Source organism: Acinetobacter sp. ANC_7682 (assembly GCF_056779795.1).
The window spans coordinates 15,675-38,146 of the sequence record NZ_JBWYIQ010000017.1 but is presented as its reverse complement, the minus strand read 5'-3'; the positions used below and the strand labels follow the sequence as shown (position 1 = coordinate 38,146).

Annotated in this window: 19 protein-coding genes; 7 read left to right on the top strand and 12 right to left on the bottom strand. The window is 38.5% G+C overall.

The genetic code is table 11. The annotated features are described in order from the left end of the window. Positions 1-92 precede the first annotated feature (92 nt). Together AC1M9D_RS08285 and uvrC are read right to left on the bottom strand one after the other, a co-directional pair. Positions 93-887, bottom strand: a complete 795-nt coding sequence (locus AC1M9D_RS08285) for an acyl-CoA thioesterase (protein ID WP_481588589.1) — start codon at positions 885-887, stop codon at positions 93-95. Positions 888-1,002: 115 nt separating this feature from the next. After that, positions 1,003-2,802 carry an excinuclease ABC subunit UvrC gene (gene uvrC / locus AC1M9D_RS08280; RefSeq protein ID WP_481611922.1) on the bottom strand — a complete coding sequence of 600 codons (1,800 nt, stop codon included), beginning with the start codon at positions 2,800-2,802 and terminating at the stop codon, positions 1,003-1,005. Between the two features lie 228 nt (positions 2,803-3,030). Between uvrC and AC1M9D_RS08275 the strand changes: the two genes are divergently transcribed. Continuing rightward, the gene (locus AC1M9D_RS08275) at positions 3,031-4,077 is read left to right on the top strand and encodes an AAA family ATPase (protein ID WP_481611921.1); all 1,047 of its coding nucleotides are present in this window, start codon (positions 3,031-3,033) and stop codon (positions 4,075-4,077) included. Positions 4,078-4,112: 35 nt separating this feature from the next. Here AC1M9D_RS08275 and AC1M9D_RS08270 read toward each other — a convergent pair whose 3' ends face one another. Both AC1M9D_RS08270 and lpxO read right to left on the bottom strand, forming a co-directional pair. After that, entirely contained in the window at positions 4,113-4,751 is a 639-nt protein-coding gene (locus AC1M9D_RS08270; RefSeq protein ID WP_481611920.1) for a hypothetical protein, read from the bottom strand. A 444-nt stretch (positions 4,752-5,195) separates the two neighbouring features. Then, positions 5,196-6,110, bottom strand: a complete 915-nt coding sequence (gene lpxO / locus AC1M9D_RS08265) for a lipid A hydroxylase LpxO (RefSeq protein WP_035265982.1) — start codon at positions 6,108-6,110, stop codon at positions 5,196-5,198. Positions 6,111-6,615: 505 nt separating this feature from the next. Between lpxO and fadB the strand changes: the two genes are divergently transcribed. The 3 genes from fadB to AC1M9D_RS08250 all read left to right on the top strand — a co-directional run bounded on the left by fadB (position 6,616) and on the right by AC1M9D_RS08250 (position 10,780). Further along, entirely contained in the window at positions 6,616-8,769 is a 2,154-nt protein-coding gene (gene fadB, locus AC1M9D_RS08260) for a fatty acid oxidation complex subunit alpha FadB (protein WP_481588585.1), read from the top strand. A gap of 12 nt (positions 8,770-8,781) precedes the next feature. After that, positions 8,782-9,954 (top strand): acetyl-CoA C-acyltransferase FadA, encoded by a 1,173-nt coding sequence (fadA, locus tag AC1M9D_RS08255; protein WP_035265978.1) that lies wholly within the window; start codon positions 8,782-8,784, stop codon positions 9,952-9,954. Positions 9,955-10,036: 82 nt separating this feature from the next. Continuing rightward, on the top strand, positions 10,037-10,780 hold the full coding sequence (locus AC1M9D_RS08250) for a hypothetical protein (protein WP_481611919.1): 744 nt from the start codon (positions 10,037-10,039) through the stop codon (positions 10,778-10,780). Between the two features lie 95 nt (positions 10,781-10,875). Here the strand turns inward: AC1M9D_RS08250 and AC1M9D_RS08245 are convergent, their stop codons facing one another. Further along, on the bottom strand, positions 10,876-11,385 hold the full coding sequence (locus AC1M9D_RS08245; RefSeq protein ID WP_481611918.1) for a hypothetical protein: 510 nt from the start codon (positions 11,383-11,385) through the stop codon (positions 10,876-10,878). Positions 11,386-11,642: 257 nt separating this feature from the next. Here AC1M9D_RS08245 and AC1M9D_RS08240 point away from each other — a divergent pair, with 257 nt between their 5' ends. Beyond that, on the top strand, positions 11,643-12,638 hold the full coding sequence (locus tag AC1M9D_RS08240) for an Lnb N-terminal periplasmic domain-containing protein (RefSeq protein WP_035265971.1): 996 nt from the start codon (positions 11,643-11,645) through the stop codon (positions 12,636-12,638). Between the two features lie 55 nt (positions 12,639-12,693). Here the strand turns inward: AC1M9D_RS08240 and AC1M9D_RS08235 are convergent, their stop codons facing one another. Beyond that, a complete protein-coding gene (locus tag AC1M9D_RS08235) occupies positions 12,694-13,488 on the bottom strand; it encodes a hypothetical protein (RefSeq protein WP_051586533.1) in 795 nt (264 codons plus the stop codon). A gap of 298 nt (positions 13,489-13,786) precedes the next feature. Between AC1M9D_RS08235 and AC1M9D_RS08230 the strand changes: the two genes are divergently transcribed. Both AC1M9D_RS08230 and AC1M9D_RS08225 read left to right on the top strand, forming a co-directional pair. After that, the gene (locus AC1M9D_RS08230) at positions 13,787-14,500 is read left to right on the top strand and encodes a DsbA family oxidoreductase (protein WP_035265969.1); all 714 of its coding nucleotides are present in this window, start codon (positions 13,787-13,789) and stop codon (positions 14,498-14,500) included. 428 nt (positions 14,501-14,928) lie between these two features. After that, positions 14,929-16,125 (top strand): hypothetical protein, encoded by a 1,197-nt coding sequence (locus AC1M9D_RS08225; RefSeq protein ID WP_481588579.1) that lies wholly within the window; start codon positions 14,929-14,931, stop codon positions 16,123-16,125. A 62-nt stretch (positions 16,126-16,187) separates the two neighbouring features. Here AC1M9D_RS08225 and AC1M9D_RS08220 read toward each other — a convergent pair whose 3' ends face one another. From AC1M9D_RS08220 to AC1M9D_RS08195, 6 genes are all read right to left on the bottom strand, one after another. Next, positions 16,188-16,469, bottom strand: a complete 282-nt coding sequence (locus AC1M9D_RS08220) for a hypothetical protein (protein ID WP_481588578.1) — start codon at positions 16,467-16,469, stop codon at positions 16,188-16,190. 219 nt (positions 16,470-16,688) lie between these two features. Beyond that, entirely contained in the window at positions 16,689-18,608 is a 1,920-nt protein-coding gene (gene htpG / locus AC1M9D_RS08215; protein WP_180028982.1) for a molecular chaperone HtpG, read from the bottom strand. A gap of 92 nt (positions 18,609-18,700) precedes the next feature. Further along, a complete protein-coding gene (locus AC1M9D_RS08210) occupies positions 18,701-19,048 on the bottom strand; it encodes a lysozyme inhibitor LprI family protein (protein ID WP_481611917.1) in 348 nt (115 codons plus the stop codon). Between the two features lie 131 nt (positions 19,049-19,179). Continuing rightward, the gene (locus AC1M9D_RS08205) at positions 19,180-19,764 is read right to left on the bottom strand and encodes an OmpW/AlkL family protein (protein WP_481611916.1); all 585 of its coding nucleotides are present in this window, start codon (positions 19,762-19,764) and stop codon (positions 19,180-19,182) included. 309 nt (positions 19,765-20,073) lie between these two features. Beyond that, positions 20,074-21,444 carry a Na+/H+ antiporter family protein gene (locus AC1M9D_RS08200; protein ID WP_481611915.1) on the bottom strand — a complete coding sequence of 457 codons (1,371 nt, stop codon included), beginning with the start codon at positions 21,442-21,444 and terminating at the stop codon, positions 20,074-20,076. Between the two features lie 92 nt (positions 21,445-21,536). Next, complete coding sequence (locus tag AC1M9D_RS08195; protein ID WP_481611914.1) at positions 21,537-22,415, bottom strand: alpha/beta fold hydrolase; 879 nt, start codon at positions 22,413-22,415, stop codon at positions 21,537-21,539. Positions 22,416-22,472 lie beyond the last annotated feature (57 nt).

Here is a 22,472-nt window from a genome sequence, read left to right as displayed (position 1 = left end):
GTTTGCCCCAATTACAGCTAAAATTTGCAATAAAAACTTGAGCTTTGATTCTTTAATCCGCTTACTTTAAACGATTCACTACTCGCTGTCGACTAGGCAAAAATCGCGACAGTCTGTCTACAAATTGCAACGAGACGGTCATTATGGTCCCAAATATGGGCATATTCAGTAGAATAACCATGCGCAGAATGATCTGTAAATACTTTATATTTAAACCAATCTCGTCGGTCAGCTTGAATAGGCTCTAACAGCGTCACATACCAAGAAATTGAACTGCCCGGTGCTGGTTTTTTTAATATAGGAAAAATTCCTGCAGGCCAAATATCTAACATTGCTATAAATTCAGGCATGCTCAGCGGACCTGCTTCAAATTTAGATTCTGCATATCGAAACCACCCGCCAAAATCTGGCTTTTCAGCAGCCGTACAAGGGTATTTCCCTTCAGCCCAAATCAGATCATAGTTCTGATAGCATTGCGGCATAAGAGGATGATAAGGCAACTTAACTAAACTTTCAGGCGAATCATACTGTGGTGCTGTGCGAGTTTGATCCATATTCACAACTGATTCACGGTCTGAACCAAAACTTGCCAGCAGAATTCCCTGTACAGCATCATCCTGCCAAATCCGAGCCTCAATATTGGTCACAGATTTACCTTGCCTTAAAATTTCCACTGTCACTTTGACTGGCTTTTCCTGAACAGGACCCACAAATACCACACTGGTGCTTAATAATCTTTTTTGAGGGTCATGAATCATTTGTGTTGCTTTGTGTAGCATCATCGCCGTGGTTAAACCACCAAAAATGGTACGACCTTGCAACCAACCCTCAGGGATCCCCACCCATTCTTGTTGATCAATTTCTTGAAATACCTGTCCAAATGACATGTGCAACCCTTTTATTTTAAATTTCTTATCGCGCTAGCATGCTGAATTTTCAGATTGAGGTAAATGATCAATGACTCGCAGGTCAATGATCATTTTGGCAAATTGATATGCATGATTACTCATGCAAGATTTTGTACACAGTCCGAGCGAGATTTGCACCAAAACCTGGGACTAAATTCAGATCCTTTTCAGAGGCTTTTAATACCCCTTGAATCCCACCAAAATGTGTTAATAAATCACGGCGACGTTTTGGTCCTAGCCCTGGAATAGCTTCTAAAACTGACTGCCCACGACGTTTATCGCGCTTGGCACGATGTTTAGTAATGGCAAATCGATGCGCCTCATCACGAACCTGTTGAATTAAATGTAGCGCTTTATGGTCTTCAGGCAGTTGAATCTTTGTACCATCAGTGAAATGTAAGGTTTCCAAACCAGGCTTACGCCCTTCCCCTTTTGAAACCCCCACCATGAATGCATCCAATCCAAGATCTTGCATGACCTGCATTGCCATATGTAATTGCCCTTTACCACCATCGATGAGAAGCAAATCTGGCAGCATTGCTTTCTTATAGCGTCGTGTTAAAGCCTGACGCATGGCAGCATAATCATCACCGCCAGTGATATCTTCGATAGCAAACTGACGGTAATCGCGCTTGCGAGCCCCTCCACTATCAAAGACAACACAAGAAGCGATCGTTGCTTCGCCCATCGTATGGGATATATCAAAACATTCGATACGATCAATTGGACGTCCGACCACCTCTTCTAACTGATGAAAACGTTCATTCAATTCATAATGGTTAGCAAGTTGTCCTTTAATGGCATGCTGTACATTCATGGTCGCAAGCTCGAGCCATTCTGCACGGGTTTCTCGAACTTTTGCTTTAATCAGAATTTTTTTGCCAAAATTTTGTTGTAGTGCCTCTTCTATGTCTTTTTTGTCTGGCAGCTCCACGTTGACGATTAATTCTGTTGGAATCTCATCGGCAACTTGGAAATAAAAGTTCGCGATAAAATCTGCCAGCATTTGTCCCAAATCATCGCCCAACATATCTGGGAAATAACTTTTTCCTCCCAACATCTTGCCATTACGCACATGCATAATCTGAACGCACGTTACCCCCGCTTGGTATGCGATCGCCAATATATCTGCTTCACCTTTGACTTTATAAATCGCTTGTTGCGTTTGGACATCACGCAATAATGCCATCCGATCACGATAAAAAACGGCTTTTTCAAATTCGAGAGCATCTGCTGCCGCTTCCATCTTGGCAATTAATTCTTGGTTAAGCTCACGTGTGTCCCCTTGTAAAAAACGAATAGAGTTATCAACATCATCTTTATAGTCTTCAGGTGATATCATACCCACACATGGAGCTGAGCAACGTTTAATTTGATACTGTAAACACGGTCTTTTACGTTGCGCAAAATAACTATTTTCACATTGGCGGACATTGAATAATTTTTGTAAGACCACCAATGTATCACGTGCATTATAAGCACTTGGATAAGGTCCAAAAAATTTACCTGCTTGATGTTTCCCCTTACCACGACCTGCTGCAATACGTGGATAAGGCTTATCACTGGACACAAAAATATAGACGTAAGATTTATCATCTCGCAGCATGATGTTATACGGCGGTCGATGAAGCTTAATTAAGTTTTGTTCAAGAAGTAATGCTTCCGTTTCTGAGCGGACCACCATGGTTTCAATATCATGAATGCGGGCAACTAAAGCCTGTGTTTTGGGATGCTCAATGGTTTTAACAAAATAGCTAGAAACACGATTTTTTAAATTCTTGGCTTTTCCCACATACAACAACTCTCCATCTTTACCTAACATGCGATAGACACCAGGCAAAGTCGTAAGATTGGCTAAGATTTTTTCAATGTGTTCACGTACGTTTTCGTTCACAAGCAGCCTTTAATGTAGAGTCAGTCATTCATGCAACAGCATGAGCTTATTGTGATGGTAACGCGCTCTATTTCAAGTGCATTTCGGTAGACGATTTTAAAACCTTGTTGATCCAACAGTTCAGGGCAATGATCGCAGATTTTATAATCAGCTGATTGTTAAAAAGTCTGAGTTGTTAAATTCAAGTTTGATATGCTTTTCAACTGATTCATTCATAGATGCGCCAACATGACTGCGACCGATCGTGCTTTTCACGCCATACAACCCGCACTCTCATCCCATAGTCCTTCAGAAAAAGATCGACTCATTGGAAAGTCTCGCTTTCATTTTGAACCAGCCAAAGTGATGCAGTTATTGCGTGATCGTATCATTGGGCAAAATCCAGCCTTAGATGAAATCGAAAAACTGCTTCACGTGGTCAAAGCTGACTTTTCAAGTCCTGAACGCCCTTTGTCCGTCACCTTGATGCTTGGACCAACAGGTGTTGGTAAAACAGAGACTGTTCGTTTGATTGCTGAAGCGATTTATGGTCGTCCTGATGCATTTTGTCGTATCGATATGAATACACTGGCTCAAGAACATTATGCAGCCGCTTTAACAGGCGCTCCGCCTGGATATGTCGGTTCGAAAGAAGGTCACAGTTTATTCGATGAAACTGCGATTAATGGCTCTCATACCCGTCCTGGCATTATGCTGTTTGATGAACTTGAAAAAGCCTCTCCCGAAGTGATTCGTGGCTTAATGAATGTGTTGGATACTGGTCGTCTAACCCTTACTGCTGGAACAAAAACGATTGATTTTCGTAATTGTATGATTTTTATGACCAGTAATGCAGGAGCACGCGCAGCACAACAATATTTAGATAAATTAAATGTTTTACCGCAAAAACTTCAAAATCTATGTTTAAAACGCCTACCCACGAAAGCCATCATTGAAAAAATACTGCATCACAGTTTTGATCCCGAATTTCTGAATCGAATTGATCGTGTCCTTCATTATCAACCTGTTCAAGATGATGCACTCCCTAAATTGGTAGATATTGAACTGGAAAAACTCAACATTCGTTTGCAACATCAAAAACGTCAGGTTCATTTATCAGACCTTGCCAAAGCATATTTCTATCAGGGTCATGATATCCGCTTTGGGGCACGTCATTTAGCACGTAAAATGAGAACTGAACTAGAACCCATTATTGCAATCTACTTCCTAAAGCATCCAGATCAACTTCATCTCAAGTTGGATTGCAAAGATGGTCAGCTCTCGATCATCAATTAATAAAAAAAGCCCATTATGGGCTTTTTTTGAACAAATCATCTTAAACCAGGAATCATGACAAAGGATTCTGCTGCCGTTTTATTATAATACGTACACCCTTTTTCAATATTTGCCATTAACAACTGATAACGCTGTCTATTTTCTGCAACGTCATCGTTCATTAGCAATTTTTCATAGAGCTTATATTCATCATCAGTCGTACGCTTCAAAGTTTGATGATATTCAGCAGGATATAGTTTGCTTTCAAATTCAATGGCTGTTGAATCATCTAAACTAATCTTCATACTGGTGTCAAAAATACTGCTAAAATTCATACCCATCCAACGATCTTTAACAAGTTGAAATTTAACTATTGGATTTTTTTCATTTAAAAGATCAAGATACAGCAAGTTATCTTCATAAAATTGGTTAAAACTCTCTTCCAATGGTTCACTCGTGTTTGGATAGAGTTGTAAATAATCTACTCGATTTTGTTCTGCTTTCTTTCTATAACAATAGCTACCTGAAGAAAAATTTTTAAGACCATCTTTGGCGATAAACAATCTCACATTAGGGCTCAAATCATTTCGATCAATGTTGCGATAACCTGATAAAACTGTATCAAAAACATTTTTTCCCGATAGGTTTACACGCTCCATTTCGATATCCGTTTGGATGTCACCAATGATATTCATCGTCCAATGACTAGGACTATTCACACTGAGCGTATTTTGGGCTTGATCATAGGTTTGATAGATACGATTTCACGTCACAATCACACTATTCAACGGTTTAAAACTATCCGTATAAGTAAATTGTCCATTTTGAAATTCAATATAATTTAAGCCGAATCGATCATTGGAATTATAGTAAATTGAATAGAGTTGATCACCGTTTCGAAATTGTGTACTCGGTGATGATTCATACGAATCTCCCGACCCACCGCCGCCACAGGCACTTAAAAAAAACGGTAAAACACTTAGTACTAATATTGTTTTTTTGAGATTCATTTGAATTTTCTTTTGTATATTTTACACACAAAAGCATAGCTTTTATTGAACAACTTCTCAATTTTAATTTACATCATTTTAAGTATAATTAAAAAATGCGCCCTGAGGCGCATTTTGATCTAAATGGTCTTAAAACACATAAGGTCGAATAAAAATCAGGAAGAATATCCCTAACATCAAGAACCATTTTAAAAAGTAATATAACTGACGGTTCTTGGCTTTCAGTGCTTTTGCTTTCACACGCAAGCGATAAATATAACCAAATGCTTTGTTCAGACCACCCGTTTGATCCCCTGCTTCATTCGGTGAACTTGCCGCAGTCATTACATTTTTACCAAACCAATGATTAAACCGTTCCATCCAACGTGTCTTTAAAGGGCGCTCTACATCAGCAAAGAAAATAATACGATTTTGATCCGTCGTGTTTTCTGCATAATGAATGTAGGTTTCATCAAACACAACGCTTTCACCATCTCTCCATGAATATCGCTGACCATCTACATCAATAAAGCAACGATCATCATTTGGCGTCAACAACCCTAAATGATAGCGTAAAGATCCCGCATAAGGATCACGATGACGAACCAATCGACTATCAGGAGCAAGCTCAGTAAACATCGCCGCTTTAATAGTTGGCAATGTTTTAAGCAATGCTGTCGTTTTAGGGCACAGTTCTGCTGCTGAAGGATGTGCAGAGTCATACCATTTTAAATAAAAACGCTTCCAACCAGTTTTAAAAAATGAGTTAAAGCCTAGGTCATCATATTTTTCAGAGGCTTTGATCCCACCCTGCTCATATAAAGCTTTGGCTTCATCACGAATCATTTCCCAATTTTCATCTAACACTTTTAAATCTTTAAAATGCTGTGTGTCGATATAAGGCTGGTTTGGCACCTTAGAGAACATATACATCAAAAAATTAATAGGTGCCAAAATGGTCGAATGATCAAAGAATTGACGATAGAACGAATGTCGTACTTTTCCACGACGTTGAATATACAGTGCCGATATGATGAATATCGCGAGAATAATCCACTTGATCATTGATTGACTCGGTTTATCTTTGGTTAGCGGGTTAAATGAAGAGATGCTGCACCTAAATTGGAAGTGAATTGTTCCAATTTAGATGTATAGATAATCACGTAAATTGTATAACGACTACCCCAAACAACGAAACATTGTGTTCTACAAATAGACTTTTGATGGCTTTATATTTCAGTTTATTGACTTTTATGACGAAATTTAAAGTGCAAAATAACTTGAAATTACCTACCTACCCCAGATATAAGTTGAAGTGTTTTTAAATAAAATGCCAATTGAAACAATCGCTTTATTGTAAGAAGAACAAACTCTACATGCGCATCTGCTGTTTTATAACGCATGCTGGTGCAATAAATAGATGACCATTGCGTCACGGCTTGATACAACTTGTTATGTTCTTTTTCGATATAGTTATCGTAAGATTAGCGAAGCTTTAATGTGCGCAGGAAATACGCACTTGCTTCACAACATCAACTTAGAAGTCCTCCAAAAAAAAGGAGATCAGGGCATGATCCACGCTGGCAATGCCATTACCGTCCAAATGCTTTCGGACGGAATTGCAGAATTCCGCTTTGACTTACAAGGTGAGTCGGTTAATAAATTCAACCGCGCAACAATTGACGACTTTAAAGCTGCAATTGCTGCTGTTCAATCAAACGCTGAGATCAAAGGTCTTATCGTTACATCTGGTAAATCTACATTTATCGTTGGTGCAGACATCACTGAGTTTGGTGAAAACTTTGCGCAAGGCGAACAAGTCATTGTAGATTGGGCAATGCCTGTTCATGAAATCTTCAACTCATTCGAAGATTTAAATATTCCTAAAGTTGCTGCAATCAATGGTATGGCATTGGGCGGCGGTTTCGAAATGTGCTTGGTGTGTGACTATCGCGTGATGTCAGAATCAGCACAAGTTGGTCTTCCAGAAATTAAACTTGGGATCATTCCTGGCTTCGGTGGTACCGTTCGTCTAAGCCGTGTAATCGGTATCGATAACGCTGTTGAATGGATGGCAATGGCGAACCCGAAAAAAGCGCCTGCTGCACTTAAAGATGGTGCGGTCGATGCTGTGGTTGCTGCTGATAAATTACAAGATGCTGCGATTTCTATCGTTAAACAAGCAATCGAAGGTCGTTTAGACTGGAAAGCGAAGCGTCAAGAAAAATTAGATCCTATTAAGTTGAATCCATTAGAACAAATGATGGCTTTCAACTCGTCTAAAGGTGTGGTGCTTGCGAAAGCTAATCCTGCACAATACCCTGCGCCAAAATTATTGCTTGATTCTATGCAAGCAGGTTCAAGCTTAGATCGTGCTGGTGCACTTCGCCAAGAAGCTGAACACTTTGCAAAAGCAGCGGTAACGCCACAAGCAGGCGCGTTGATTGGTCTATTCATCAACGACCAAGTTGTGAAGAAAACTTCGAAAAAATATGAACAAGGCGCTCACCCTGTAAATCAAGCTGCAGTACTTGGTGCAGGTATCATGGGTGGTGGTATTGCTTATCAAGCGGCAAGCAAAGGCACACCAATTATCATGAAAGATATTGGTAACCCACAACTTGCTTTAGGAATGAAAGAAGCAAACGGTCTCCTGACTAAACAAGTTGAACGTAAGAAAATCAAGCCTGCTCAAATGGGTGAAACGCTTGCACGTATCCGTCCGACATTAAGCTATGATGAGTTTAAAGAAGTCGATATCGTAATCGAAGCGGTAACTGAAAACCCGAAAGTGAAAGGCATCGTACTCAAAGAAACTGAATCTAAAGTACGTGAAAACACGATCATTGCATCAAACACTTCTACGATCTCAATCACGCGTTTGGCTGAAAACCTAGAACGTCCTGAGAACTTTGTAGGGATGCACTTCTTTAACCCAGTGCATATGATGCCTTTGGTTGAAGTCATTCGTGGTGAAAAAACTTCACCTGAAGCGATTGCAACGACTGTCGTCCTCGCTCAAAAAATGGGTAAAACTCCTATCGTTGTCAATGACTGCCCGGGCTTCCTTGTAAACCGCGTATTGTTCCCTTACTTTGGTGCATTTGACCTTCTTCTTAAAGATGGCGCTGACTTCCAACAAGTCGACAAAGTGATGGAAAAATTTGGCTGGCCAATGGGTCCTGCATACTTAATGGACGTTGTCGGTATTGATACTGGCGTTCACGGTGCAGAAGTGATGGCTGAAGGTTTCCCTGACCGTATGAAGCCTGATTTCAAAGGTTCAATCCAAACAATGTATGAAGCACAACGTCTTGGTCAAAAGAACGATGTTGGTTTCTACAAATATGAATTGGACAAGAAAGGCAAGAAAGCAAAAACTGTTGATCCAACAGCGTATGACGTGATTGCTTCTGTCGTGACTGGTGAAAAACGTGAATTTGATCCTCAAGAGATCATTGACCGTATGATGATTGCTTTCTGTAACGAAACTGTTCGTTGCTTGGAAGACAATATCGTTGCAACACCAAACGAAGCAGATATGGCAATGATCATGGGTGTAGGCTTCCCTCCATTCCGTGGTGGTCCATGCCGTTACATCGATCAAACTGGTGTAGCTGAGTATGTTGCGCTTTGCGACAAGTATGCGCATTTAGGTAAGGCTTATGAAGCGCCACAAATGTTGCGTGACATGGCTGCTAACAACAAAAAATTCTACGGTTAAGGAGCAACGTGAATGGCTACTTTAAATCCACGTGACGTTGTCATCGTTGATGGCGTACGTTCAGCAATGGGTAAAACCAAAAATGGTATGTTCCGCAATGTACGTGCCGATAACTTATCTGCTGAATTAGTTCGTGCATTGGTTGCTCGTAACCAGTTTGATGTGAACGAAGTCGAAGATGTGATCTGGGGTTGTGTGAACCAAACTCTAGAGCAAGGCATGAACATCGGTCGTAACATCGTGTTATTGGCAGACTTACCAAAAACTGTTGCAGGTCAAACTGTTAACCGTCTTTGTGGTTCTTCAATGCAAGCAATTCATACCGCAGCTGCTCAAATTGCGACTAACCAAGGTGATATCTTCATCATCGGTGGTGTTGAGCACATGGGCCACGTTGGTATGATGCATGGTATCGACTTGAACCCACAAGCATCTAAACATTATGCGAAAGCATCTAACATGATGGGCTTAACTGCTGAAATGTTAGGTCGTATGAATGGCATTAGCCGTGAAGAGCAAGACGCTTTTGGTGTTGAATCTCACCGTCGTGCTTGGGCTGCTACTCAAGAAGGTCGTTTCAAAAACGAGATCATTGGTGTTGAAGGTCATGATGCAAATGGCTTCAAAATCCTATGTGATGTAGACGAAGTGATTCGTCCAGATGCGAACCTTGAAGCATTTAAAGCGTTACGTCCTGTGTTTGACCCTAAAGGCGGTACAGTGACTGCTGCTACATCATCAGCATTGTCTGACGGTGCATCTGCAATGTTATTGATGTCTGCTGAGCGTGCACAAGCATTAGGTCTTAAGCCGCGTGCTGTAATTCGCTCTATGGCGGTTGCAGGTTGTGATGCTGCGATCATGGGTTATGGTCCAGTTCCAGCAACTCAAAAAGCGCTTAAACGGGCTGGCTTGAGCATTGGTGACATTCAAACTGTTGAGTTAAACGAAGCATTTGCCGCTCAAGGTCTTTCAGTATTGAAAGGTCTAGGTTTACATGACAAACAAGACATCGTGAACTTAAACGGTGGTGCGATTGCGCTTGGTCACCCATTGGGCTGTTCTGGTGCGCGTATCACAACGACGTTGTTAAACGTGATGGAACAACAAGATACACAAATCGGTCTTGCGACGATGTGTATCGGTCTTGGTCAAGGTATCGCAACTGTGATCGAACGTGTTTAAGTTTTAAATACGTGACCAAAAGAAACCCCGCTTAATGCGGGGTTTTTTCTCTTAAAAAAATCTTGTTAAAAAATTTATAAATATGAAGAAAAAAAAGACATATTTCTATCCAGTATTTTATATCGTTCTCAGTCTTATAATTTTCTATTTTGGATGGAAGTTAGAAAATCAATATGAATTGCCTTTCTTTAATCCTCTATTAGTTTCTAGTATTGCTTATGGATTGGCTATTACTTTTTTAACTCCCATTTTTCTTGTTATTATCAATCAGTTTTATGTCCGAGAAATTGAGGAGAATCGCAAAAAATTCCGTTATAAAAAAATTAATAAATTCATGAATTATTTTATATTTATACTTCTTACAGGGTTTGTGTTATTTTTTGTTTGGAGGTTATTTTCCCCGCAATTTATCACGCTTTCAAACTTCGCTCTGATCAAAATAAATGAGGTCATTGGCAAGCCAGTTATAAAAGAATTTCTATTTAACGGTACGGTACAAGCTAATCCAACTCATCAACAAAAAATTAATATTGGCTCACACAAACATTCTATTTATGTTATTGATACTGTTACTCACAAGATAAATTTTACGCTATCTGATAATAAGAGAGAATACTCATTAAAGCAGTATTGCTTAACTCAAAATTTGAACCTTAATATTCAGAAATATAAAATTCAAATTGAAGGTTATAATTCTTTTTTGGGCTTTAGTGCTCAACAAAATCAATACTTGAGCAACCATGTATCTGCTCAACAAAATATCAATTTAGATCTTAACACTTTAAATTCATGTGAATTAATCTACTATAATTTACCTAGGCTTTAAGATAATTTGCAAATTATCAAACGTGTTTAAGTTTAGATACGTGACTAGAAGCAATCCCGCTGTTTGCGGAATTTTTATACTTTAGAAATCAAATTTTATTTTAGATTACTCCGCCATCCATCACCCAACAACTGATTTAAACGTTGCTCATCAAAGGTCATTGGAATCGCGCCTCCACCCTGTTGGATATGATTCAATGCTTTGTCCTGATCAATCCCTAAAGGCTCCAACATTCTAAAAATGCCTGAACTCGGATCATTCGACTGTAAACCTGCTGCAACAGACAAAACATACTGCTGCTGTAAAGGTGATAGATGACTCATATCAGGCACTGGGGTTTTTGGTTGAATATTCAGTGCAGGTGAACTTTGCTCTAAAGCAGCATTTTGAATATCCTGTTCTTTTTTGATCACTTGATGTTGCAAAGATTGACGCACCTTTTGATCTTCTTGAAAAGGTGTAACAGTCGTCACAACTTCATCACGTAAGTCATCGTCCGCCAACAATTGAATTGAAGGCAGGCTCGCAATATTTTCGGCATGAGTCAAACTTATCAGCAAAGCTGAGATCACACCGAACATCAAACATAATTTAGAATTAGTCATAAGCAAGACTCTGACATGCATCGTTCAAATCGAGCACCAAGAAAGAAGAATAACTAAACAAATAGAGCTATTATTTATCTAAACTACACCAATTTATTTACGTATTCATCAGCACTCAGATAAATGGTTTCAAGTGTTTTTTAAAGGTTTTGCTAAGCAACTGAATTTCAAGACTCGGTCTGATTTTACAAATATGGACTTCAAAGCTTAACTTCAATTCATTATAAAAATAGAAAACTCATACATATCCATCAGCCATGAAAACTAAAATAAAAAACAGCCTACTCGTTATATTTTTATGTCTCACATCACTCTGGGCAATCTTATTCATTTGGACACATCAGCCTGTTAATGCCATTTTCACTTATGCACTAATCTTGTTTTGGGTTGGACTTGCCATCATTACAGGGATATTCCATTTCAAGCAACACAGCTATAAGCCCTATTTCACATGGGCGTATTTGATTATTTTTTTGATTGCCATGATTAGCTTTTTTTCCTTAGAGCCGCGCAATGATCGCGTTTGGCAGGATGAAACCGACAAAATTATTCAATTCCAATTCAAAGATGGCAAAGTGGAATTACAGAATGTCAGAAATTTTATTTGGCACAGTGATAAAGACTACGTGACGCGATGGGAAACACGACAATACGATTTAGAAAAGTTAGATCGTATAGATTTAGTGGTATCTCATTTTATGCAAGGTCCTATTGCGCATGTTTTTATTACATTTGGTTTTGATGGTGGCGAACATCTCGCATTTTCTTTAGAGGTTCGTCAGGAAAAGGATGAAGGTTTCTCCACCATTGGCGGTTTTTTTCGGCAGTATGAATTGGCACTGGTCGTAGGTGATGAAAATGATTTGATTTATACCCGCTCAAATATTCGCGAAGAAGATGTCTATATTTATCCAATTCAAATGAATCAAACCGAAATTCAGATGTTGTTTTTAGAATTCCTGAACAAAGCCAATCGGCTAAATCATACCCCAGTTTGGTATAACACCTATATCAGTAATTGTACGACCATCTTGTTTGATTTATTAGAACATGCAGTAGGACAAATTCCACGAGATTATCGAGTTACCTTACCAGGCTTAATTCCAAACTATTTATATGACAAAAAAGTACTCGATAATGGTATCACCTTAGATCAATGGAAAGAAAAAGCACACATTAATCCCAAAATTGAGCATGTTCATGATGTACATTTACTTTCAAGTAAAGCCTTTTCTGCCTTACTCCGTGAGTAAAGCAGGCGTCCTTTTTTTTATAACCACGCTGAAAGAAACAGCTAAGAAAGAGTGTTTATTTCGTTTCTTGCTGAACAGCAGGCTCTGAACTTGGACTTTGATTCACTGTTTGTGCTTCAATCACCTCGGCATTTTGATTTTTTAACTGATCAATTTCGCGTTGTAATTGATTTAATTCACGATATAACTCGTTAAAACGATTCACACTAAGATCACTTTTAAATAGGATCATTTCGTTACGGCGTTGCCAGTCATGATTCTTCAAAAACTCAAACATTTCTTCAGCTTTTTTTGTGATCTTAAGTTCTAAAGCAAACAAAGCTTGATCATTATTATGCTGTCGGCTGAATTTTAACTTTTCTTTCATTGGCTCACGCAAGTCTGCTTTCATCTCCAAAGCATCAAGCGCTTGTAAAGCTGTTGCATAAATTTGTTGGTCACGCATTTGATATTCAGATTGAATTTTCTTCACTTGGACAAACATCTTTTCGGTGTCTTGATATTTATTCTTTTTATCTAATTCTAGGCGCCGAACGTTCAGAAACTCATCCCACTTGGCTTGATCTAACTCACGTAAATACATATTTCGTGATTCAATATTGTCTACCCAATACTTCAAAATAAATTCAGAAAGTACTTTATAGTCACCATTCAAACGCTCATCTTCAACTTTAAAATTCAGAGGGGTTTTCCAATCCTTCGCTTGAACATAAAGCTGCTCAATTTTTTCCGTCATCACCAAATCAAATTGTTGACGTTGCACTTCATCATTTTTTTCATTTTGCGCGTAGGCACAATAACCAAATAATAAGGTCACCATGACGATAACCACCGCTAAAATTCCGCGCATCTCAAACTCCTATCCTTTTTTTGTTTGAGTAATGAATCACTTGCGAACAATGACAAGCACATGATGTGTAATGTATAGCATATTTTTTAAGCAGAATTAGGAATGAATTTAGTGAATATTGCTGTGATTTTGTCGATTTATTCGTGATTCTGTGATCAAGTTTCAATAATTTATTACGCAAAATTCATATTTTCGACAGAAATATATCGGATTGAAACTCTGCGTTTCAGATTTAGACCTTTAATTTTGTTGTCATTGCCCACACTATAGATTCATAAATGATGATTAGAGATTTTTTATGCGTGTAGATGTGTGGTCAGATGTAGTATGCCCTTTTTGCTATATCGGAAAAAAACGTTTAGAAGCAGCAGCTGCTGCAACTGGTGTAGAACTTGAAGTCCATTGGCACAGTTTCCAGTTAGATCCTGATGCACCACCACGTCAAGAAGTCTCAAATAGCGAACGTTTGGCATTGAAATATGGGCGTACTGTCGCTGAAGTTGAAGAAATGCAACGCAATATTGCGGAAATGGCAAAAGCAGAAGGCATCGAGTTCAATTGGGAAAATGCCAACTCAGGGAATACATTTAACGCCCATCGAATTATTCATCATGCACAAAGCTTAGGATTGGGTTCGGAAGCAAAAGAAGCCTTTTTCTATAGCTATATGACCCAAGGTTTAGCCATTGGCGAGCGTGAAACCCTCGAAGATGTTGCTTCGCGCATTGGTTTAAATCCAGTTGAAGTGGATGATATTTTGGATTCTGATCAATATGCCGATTTTGTCCAATTTGATGAAGAACTTGCACGTGATCAATTAAAAGTGACTGGCGTACCATTTTTTGTATTCGATCAGCGTGTGGCTTTGGCTGGTGCTCAACCGACTCAAGTCTTCCAAGATGTGATCAACAAAGTATTAACGACTGCCAATGAACAAACAGATCAACCCACTGTTGAAGATGCAGAAACTTGTACTGATGAACATTGTGACGTGCCACCAAGCAAATCATAAAACATCTTCGAGAAACTAAATACTGGCTTAAGGTTGCATGACTTAAGCCATATTTAGACTGTTATAAAAATAGAATTCAGCGTTGCATAAACAAGCCTATTCAAGTGAATCGGAACTGAATATACTTCATGTATAGATTCACTGCATGACTCTATACATGGTAAATTTTTATAGACCTCTTTCCCCAAGGAGGTCTTTTTTTATCTATAAAACAATTATTTAATAAAATTATTTCAGTTTTAAGTCTTCTCATTATCTGTTCTAATTTTAAATGACTATAAATTCATTGTTGTTTATTGTGAATTTTGTTGAACAATTCATTAGAATAGATCAAACATTGATTTTTAATAATATCACGATGCTTAAGCCCATTTTTAATTTTATAAATAAATTCAGTGGCTTAACAATGAAAATGACTTAGAGCGAATATGAAAAGAATCATGCAGCAATTCAAACCGTCAACCTTAAGTCTTGTCTTAAGTTGTAGCTTTTTAAGTACTTTCGTGTATAGCCAAGATCAGATAGATCACTTGACTGATCCTTATCAAACAGATGAAATTAGTGTCAGTAGCGAATTCCCTACTTTAGACTATCCTTTAGAATTTCAACAAAAAGACTGGCCAACATCGGATGAAAATAGCTTAGGTTGGATTAACTACGTTCCTCGCATGGTTGATGCAACGCCGACACTATTCCCAGAACAATCCAATAAAAAAATATACGCTCCGACCCAAGTGACTGAAGATTTATCATGGATTGACCGACGTCAAAAATCGATTCGCCAATGGGCAGACCGAACTGCACAGCGAATCGATGGTTGGTTTGGTGAAGGTTATGAAGATGAAACCGCCAAAGCAACGCTACGTGTAATCTTTGATAATAAATGGAATAAGTATGATGATTACGAATTCAAGCCACGTATACGCGGTAAAATCGACTTACCAACCTTAGAGCGTAAATTAAGTTTAGTCTTTGGTGATGATTCACTGGATAATGAAATTGACAACAATATTGCCATTACCAATGAAAATCCCGCTGGTGATCCCGACAAAAATGTCGACACTAAGCGAATCCGTGAAGATAACAGTTCTATCGCCTTACGTTGGTCACAACTGTCTGATAAATTACCTTTCGATTTAGATGCTGATTTAGGTATCCGATCTGGAGATGACATTTATGCCCGCTTAAAGGCAAAAAAAGATTGGACTCTCGGGAATGATTTTTCCTTTCATGCTGAACAAATCTATCGTTATGGTATAGATAGTGAAAATTATCTAAGAACCAATTTGGAACTCACCCAAGCACGTCCAAATGAAGCATTTATTTCAAATCAGCTTTATCTAACTTATGCGGATGAGCAGGATGATGATTGGACTTGGGATAATCGTACCTATCGCCAACATCAGTTTTTCCATGATAACCGCTTTAACTACGGTATGTATGTAGGCGGTTATTACAACGAAGATGATTTACGTATGAACAGTTGGGGACCTTTTGTTTCTTGGCGCCAACCCTTATTCCGCGAATGGTTCTTTGTTCAAGGTGATCTTAACTATTTTAATGACAAGCGTGAAGATCGATCACACTATCCTCGTGCTTTAGTTCGTCTTGAAGCTAGATTTTAACGCTCGATAATAGTCATAAAAAAAAGCCCATCATTGATGGGCTTTTTTTGGATCTTAGATTCTCAAATGACAGGCTTTTGAATCACGATACGATCATTACGTGTAATACGTGTTTTTTTAGGAGATGCTTCAGCTTCAGTTTTAGGTAAAACATAACCGACGCGATCTGTGCGTGTGATACGTTTACTATCCACAAAAGGATTAATATCAAATTGTGGAATCTGGTGCTTCACTACGGTTACACGATCATTTCGAACAATTTTCTTCACATCTTGTTCTGCATAAGTGACATTGGTTAAGCTCAAACAAAACATGCTAAATGCGAGCATCATTGAAGTTTTCATAGAATATTCCCAATATTTAATGATCGCTATTATAGATTAATTATTATTGTTTAATATGTTTTACAAATCAAAACTTGGACGTGTTTTTTTATCATTAACATCGAAAAAATTTATCTAGTTTAACTCAAAGCTTAAATAGTTCCTTTTACATCCTACGACGGCGCTGCATAAAAAAAGCCTATCCGAAGATAGGCTTAGATCACAATTTAAAATATGCGCTTATTTCAATAATAAGCTGTTAATGCGTTTTAAATATGCAGCTGGATCTTCTGGTAAACCACCTTCCGCAATCATAGCTTGATCAAAAATCACATTTGCAAGATCATCAAATTGTGCTGAACCATCCAACTTTTTCACCAATGGATGCTCAGGGTTAATCTCTAAAATTGGCTTGCTTTCTGGGACTGCTTGACCTGCCTGTTTTAACATGCGAATCAACTGTGGAGACAACTCGCCTTCACCCGTCACCAGACACGCTGGAGAATCAACCAAACGAGTGGTTACGCGCACTTCTTTGGTTTTGTCTTTTAATGACTCAGACAGCTTTTCAACCACAGGTTTAAACTGCTCAGCCGCCGCTTCTAATGCTTTTTTCTCTTCAGCATCCTGTAAATCACCTAAGTCTACAGCACCTTTTGCGACATTCTGCATTGGTGTCCCGTCAAACTCATGAACAAATTCCATTGCCCATTCATCTACACGTTCAGTCATTAGCAGAACATCGATGCCTTTTTTCTTGAATAACTCAAGTTGTGGCGAGTTTTTAGCAGCGGCTAAGCTTTCCGCCGTTACATAATAAATCGCCTTTTGACCTTCCTTCATTGCTGCTTTGTAGTCAGCCAATGAAGTAGTGACCTCATCATTGTTTGAAGTTGCAAAGCGTAGAAGCTTCAAAATTCGGTCACGATTGGTGAAATCTTCACCCAAACCTTCTTTTAAGACAGACCCAAACTCAGCATAAAACTTCTTAAATTTCTCTTGATCTGCTTCATCTTCAGATTTAGCTAAAGTATCTAAAGTTGTTAAGATTCGACGTGTGTTGCCTTCACGGATGGTTTTAACATCTCGACTTTCTTGAAGTAATTCACGACTCACATTCAACGGTAAGTCTGCGCTATCCACAACACCTTGTACGAAACGTAAATAGTTCGGGATGAGATTATCTGCATCATCCATGATGAAGACACGTTTCACATAGAGCTTGATACCTGCTTTCGCTTCCCGTGAGAAAATGTTGTGCGGTGCTTTACTTGGGATATACAGTAATTGCGTATATTCAGTGCTCCCTTCTACGCGGTTATGCGCCCAAGTAATCGGTGCTTCAAAGTCGTGACTTAAGTTTTTATAAAACTCAATATACTGTTCTTCAGTAATGTCATTCTTACTACGTGTCCACAATGCGCTGGCAGAATTGATCGCCTCCCATTCACCCGTTTTGACATACTGGCCTGGTTTCGCTTCTTCGCCCTCAGCTGCTTCTTCTTGTTGCCATACCTCTTTTTCCATTTGAATTGGTAAACTGATATGGTCTGAATATTTATTGATAATTTGCTTTACTTTATAACTTTGCAAATAATCTAATGCGTCTTCGCGTAAGTGTAGAATAATATCTGTACCGCGACCTTCTTTTGTAATTTGCTCAACTTCAAATTCGCCTGTACCACCACTGATCCAACGTACACCTTCTGAAGCTTCAGCCCCTGCACGACGTGATTCAACTGTGATTTTATCAGCGACAATAAAGCCAGAATAAAAACCGACACCAAACTGACCAATTAACTGTGCATCTGACTTTTGATCACCGGTTAATTTAGACATAAAGTCTTTAGTACCAGATTTAGCAATCGTACCCAAATTATCAATAGCTTCTTGTTGGCTTAAACCAATACCGTTGTCTGAAATGGTGATGGTTTTATTATCTTTATCCAATTGTACGCGTACACGTAAATCTGGATCATTTTCATAGTATTCAGGATGATTAATCCCTTCAAAACGTAATTTATCACATGCGTCTGAAGCGTTTGAAATTAGCTCACGAAGGAAAATTTCTGGATTTGAATAAAGTGAATGCGTCACTAAATGTAAAAGCTGAGCAACTTCCGCTTGGAAACTATGTTTTTGTGTATTCTGCTCGCTCATAAACTACTCCTTAAACACATCAAAACAATTTTTTTGAATGCTTAATGAATGGTGTAGCTTCTAATTTTTTCAATGGTCAAAATTAAATTTTTTTAAAAAGGACCTTGTTTGTAAATTCGATCAAGATGTATTTCTAGTTTTTGCTGACGCATTTGATAGACATGATTTAAGCATTGCAAATTTGCTTGGCATTGATCACGTAATTCCAGCCATTTGACTTGTTCATTCTGAATGATTGATCGCATTCCCATCGCTACTAAACGACGTAGAATTTGATAAGTGGCAGCCATTTTAACATCTGCATCATTCAAGATACGATGTTCACAAATAGCTTTCTCAGTTTCGGACTGCGCCTTTTTGCAATCAAAACTCGCTGCAAATACTGGAACACTTCCACATGCAGCCAGCACAATGATGAGTTTTATGAATTGGTTCTTCATGCATACTACTCTGTTATGAGCTTTCTAGATTATTGAAAAAAATTGTTTTTTTATATGGTATTTTCTACCTGTTATAGTACAACACATAAAAAAAGCCCTATTGAATAATAGGGCTAGGAGCAACTTTATTTTTAGAATTTGTAGCTGTAACCAATGCTATAGATGACTGGATCTATATCTAGCTTGAACTTTGTTGTTCCATCTACATTCACTTCAGGGTTCAAATCTGCATAACGTACGTCAGCAAATACACCCCAGTTTTTTGCATCAGCTGGTTGGAAATTGAAACCTAACTGCGCTGCATAACCAAAATCTTCTTTTACACTTCGAACGCCTTGCTCATCCCAAGCAATAAATGCTGTTGCACCAAGACCAACATAAGGTGTAAATCCAGAGGTATTTTTAAAATGATATTTCGCAGTCAGTGTTGGTGGTAAATGTTTAATCGTCACTGCATCAGCGCCATTAATCAAAACATCATGGCGAACTGGTGTGGCTAATAATAATTCAGCAGAAATTTGATCATTAAAGAAATATTCCACCGAAGGGGTAAAAGCAAATTCATCATCGGCTTCCACTTTAGCTCCTCCTAGAGCGGCCACAGTGGTATCTTGCGTTGGAGAAATTGCAGATGCACCTAACTTAAGTTGCCATTCTCCTGCCAGTGCATTTGCAGACATTCCAAGCAAAACAATCAGTGCAATTTTATTTAACATTATTATAACCTCTGGAAGATTGATCTAAATAAACCACTTTTTAAATATAATAAACATGCCAAAAATTAATATGCAACTCTTAAAAATTAAATAAAATACACTGTATTTATAAACAATTGATTATAATAATAATTTATTTTAAATCATACCAATTTAGTCAATTATAAATCCACCAGTTATTTTAAATAACCTATTAATCATATTATTTTACTCGGAATTTTTTTATTTAATCCTACTATTTTAATCTGATTTAAAATAAAAAAGGCGATTATATTAATCGCCTTTTATTCAATCATTTTTTAAATGTAGTTATAGTACCATTGCCGCGATCCAACCAAAAATCATCAATGGAATATTGAAATGAATAAATGTCGGAATCACACTGTCTTTCATATGATCATGTTGACCATCCATATTCAAGCCTGATGTTGGTCCTAAAGTCGAGTCTGAAGCTGGAGAACCCGCATCACCCAAAGCAGCTGCTGTGCCAATAATCGCAATCGTTGCTGCCGGACTAAAACCAAATTGTAAACATAACGGTACATAAATAATCGCAAGAATTGGCACTGTGGAGAATGATGATCCTATACCTAGTGTAATTAACAATCCGATGAGTAACATCCAGAATGCTGCCCAACCTTGACTATCACCAATCCATGCGACTGAAGCTTCCACTAGAGTCGGAACCTGACCAGTAGCGCCGATCACGGCTGCAAAACCTTGTGCTGCGATCATAATAAAACCCACGAGTGCCATCATACGCATACCAGTAATGATGACATCGTCAGCTTCTTTCCACTTGAAAATACCTGCACAGCTTAGGATCGCCACACCGACTAAACCAGCTAAAATCATCGAATCAGAATACAATTGCACTGCAAGCGTTGCTAAAACAGCAACCCCCGCCATATAAATCGTAAATTTAGAAACCTCTGGTTTCGCAGAACCTTCTTGAACACCCATTTCACCCGAAATGCTTTGTGGTTGTTCTTCGACATGAATGTCACGATATTCTCGTGGTTTACGATAGCTATAAAACACTGCGATTAATAAACCTACGAACATCCCAAACACAGGAATCGCCATCGCAGAAGGGATTTGATCATAACCAATTTGGAAGCCAAGTGGTTCACCAAAAGTATTGATGTTTTGACCTAAAATATCATTTAGGAAAATTGCACCAAAACCGACTGGGATCAACATATAGGTTGCACATAAACCAAATGTGAGTAGACATGCAACCAATCGTCGATCAAGCTTTAAATGGTTGAATACCATCAATAATGGTGGAATCAATACAGGAATAAAAGCAATATGCACGGGAATTACGTTTTGAGAACAAACAGCCGCTATAGCAACTGTTGCAAAGATGGCATATTTGACACGATTTTGTATTTTAAGATTAGCCTCACCTTTAAGTGAATTAATCATTTTATATGCTAGAAGATCTGGCAAACCTGAACGAGCCAAAGTTAAGGCAAATGCACCAAGTACACCATAAGCTAAAGCAATCTGGGCACCCTTGCCCAAACCACCATTAAACGCTTCCATAGTGCCTTGTAAACCAAGACCAGCCAATAGGCCTCCTGTTACAGCACCAATGATCAGTGCAAATACCACAGGCACACGAGCCAAAGAGAGGCCAAACATGACCCCAATGGCAGCAAGAATTGCAAACATAAGAAATAGGAATCAGACAAAAAAACTATTTTATCAGAATTTGTTTGTAATAAATCTGCTCATCAGGGGTTGAAACCTTCACTCGTCAGATTCTATTCGCCTTGCGCATTTTTTTTTGCAAATTGTTTAATATACGATGCGATCTCTTGGGCACGACTTAAAACAGCCCAATGATTCGCATCTAGCTCAACACGTTCAAAACCTGTCGCCCATTTTGGAATTTCGTCAATCAACTCTGGACTTACATATTTATCGCGTTTTAAGACTACCGCTTGAATGGGGCAAATCGCATGACGTTGACGAGGCATCATTAGACGTGGAATAAAGTTTGCCCGATACAGTGCCACACCATACTCACCATCCTTAGAGATATTTTGGTTTACAGGTAAGCCTTTTGTATCTTCAAGAATTTCAAATATTTTGCCCCAGCGATCTGGATTGAGAAAATTCCACATCGTCGGTGCAACTACGGGTAGCTGAAATAGTACGATGTACCAAGACTTAATCAATTGCTTAAAGAACTTTGGTTTTTGATGTTTGAATTGTTCACGCATCCAATAAGCAGCATGGTCCAAGCATGGTCCAGATATAGTGGTATATGAAAGAATACGACCTTTAAATTTAGATTCTGTTACGGATTCCCATGTTTGAATTGAGCCCCAATCGTGTGCTGCCACATGAAAGTTTCGATTTGGCAACAGATGATTTACCACACTCTCCAAATCCAAAGACAGTTGAGCTAATGCATAAGCGCGAATCTTTTTCGGTACGCTCGATTGACCAGCGCCACGCACATCATAAGTTACAACAAAATAATCTTCGATTAAATTCGAAATGATTGGTTCCCATACTTCTTGATTGTCTGGATAACCATGCACAAGCACCAATGCCGGCTTATTCCGATCTCCCCATGTTTTAGCATAGAGTTTTTGTTGATCTGTCGTGTTAATCCAATGCGATTCAAATTGCATAATATGCTCAACCTTTTTTGTTATTGATTGACCGTTTTCTTGGTCTACGATGATTTT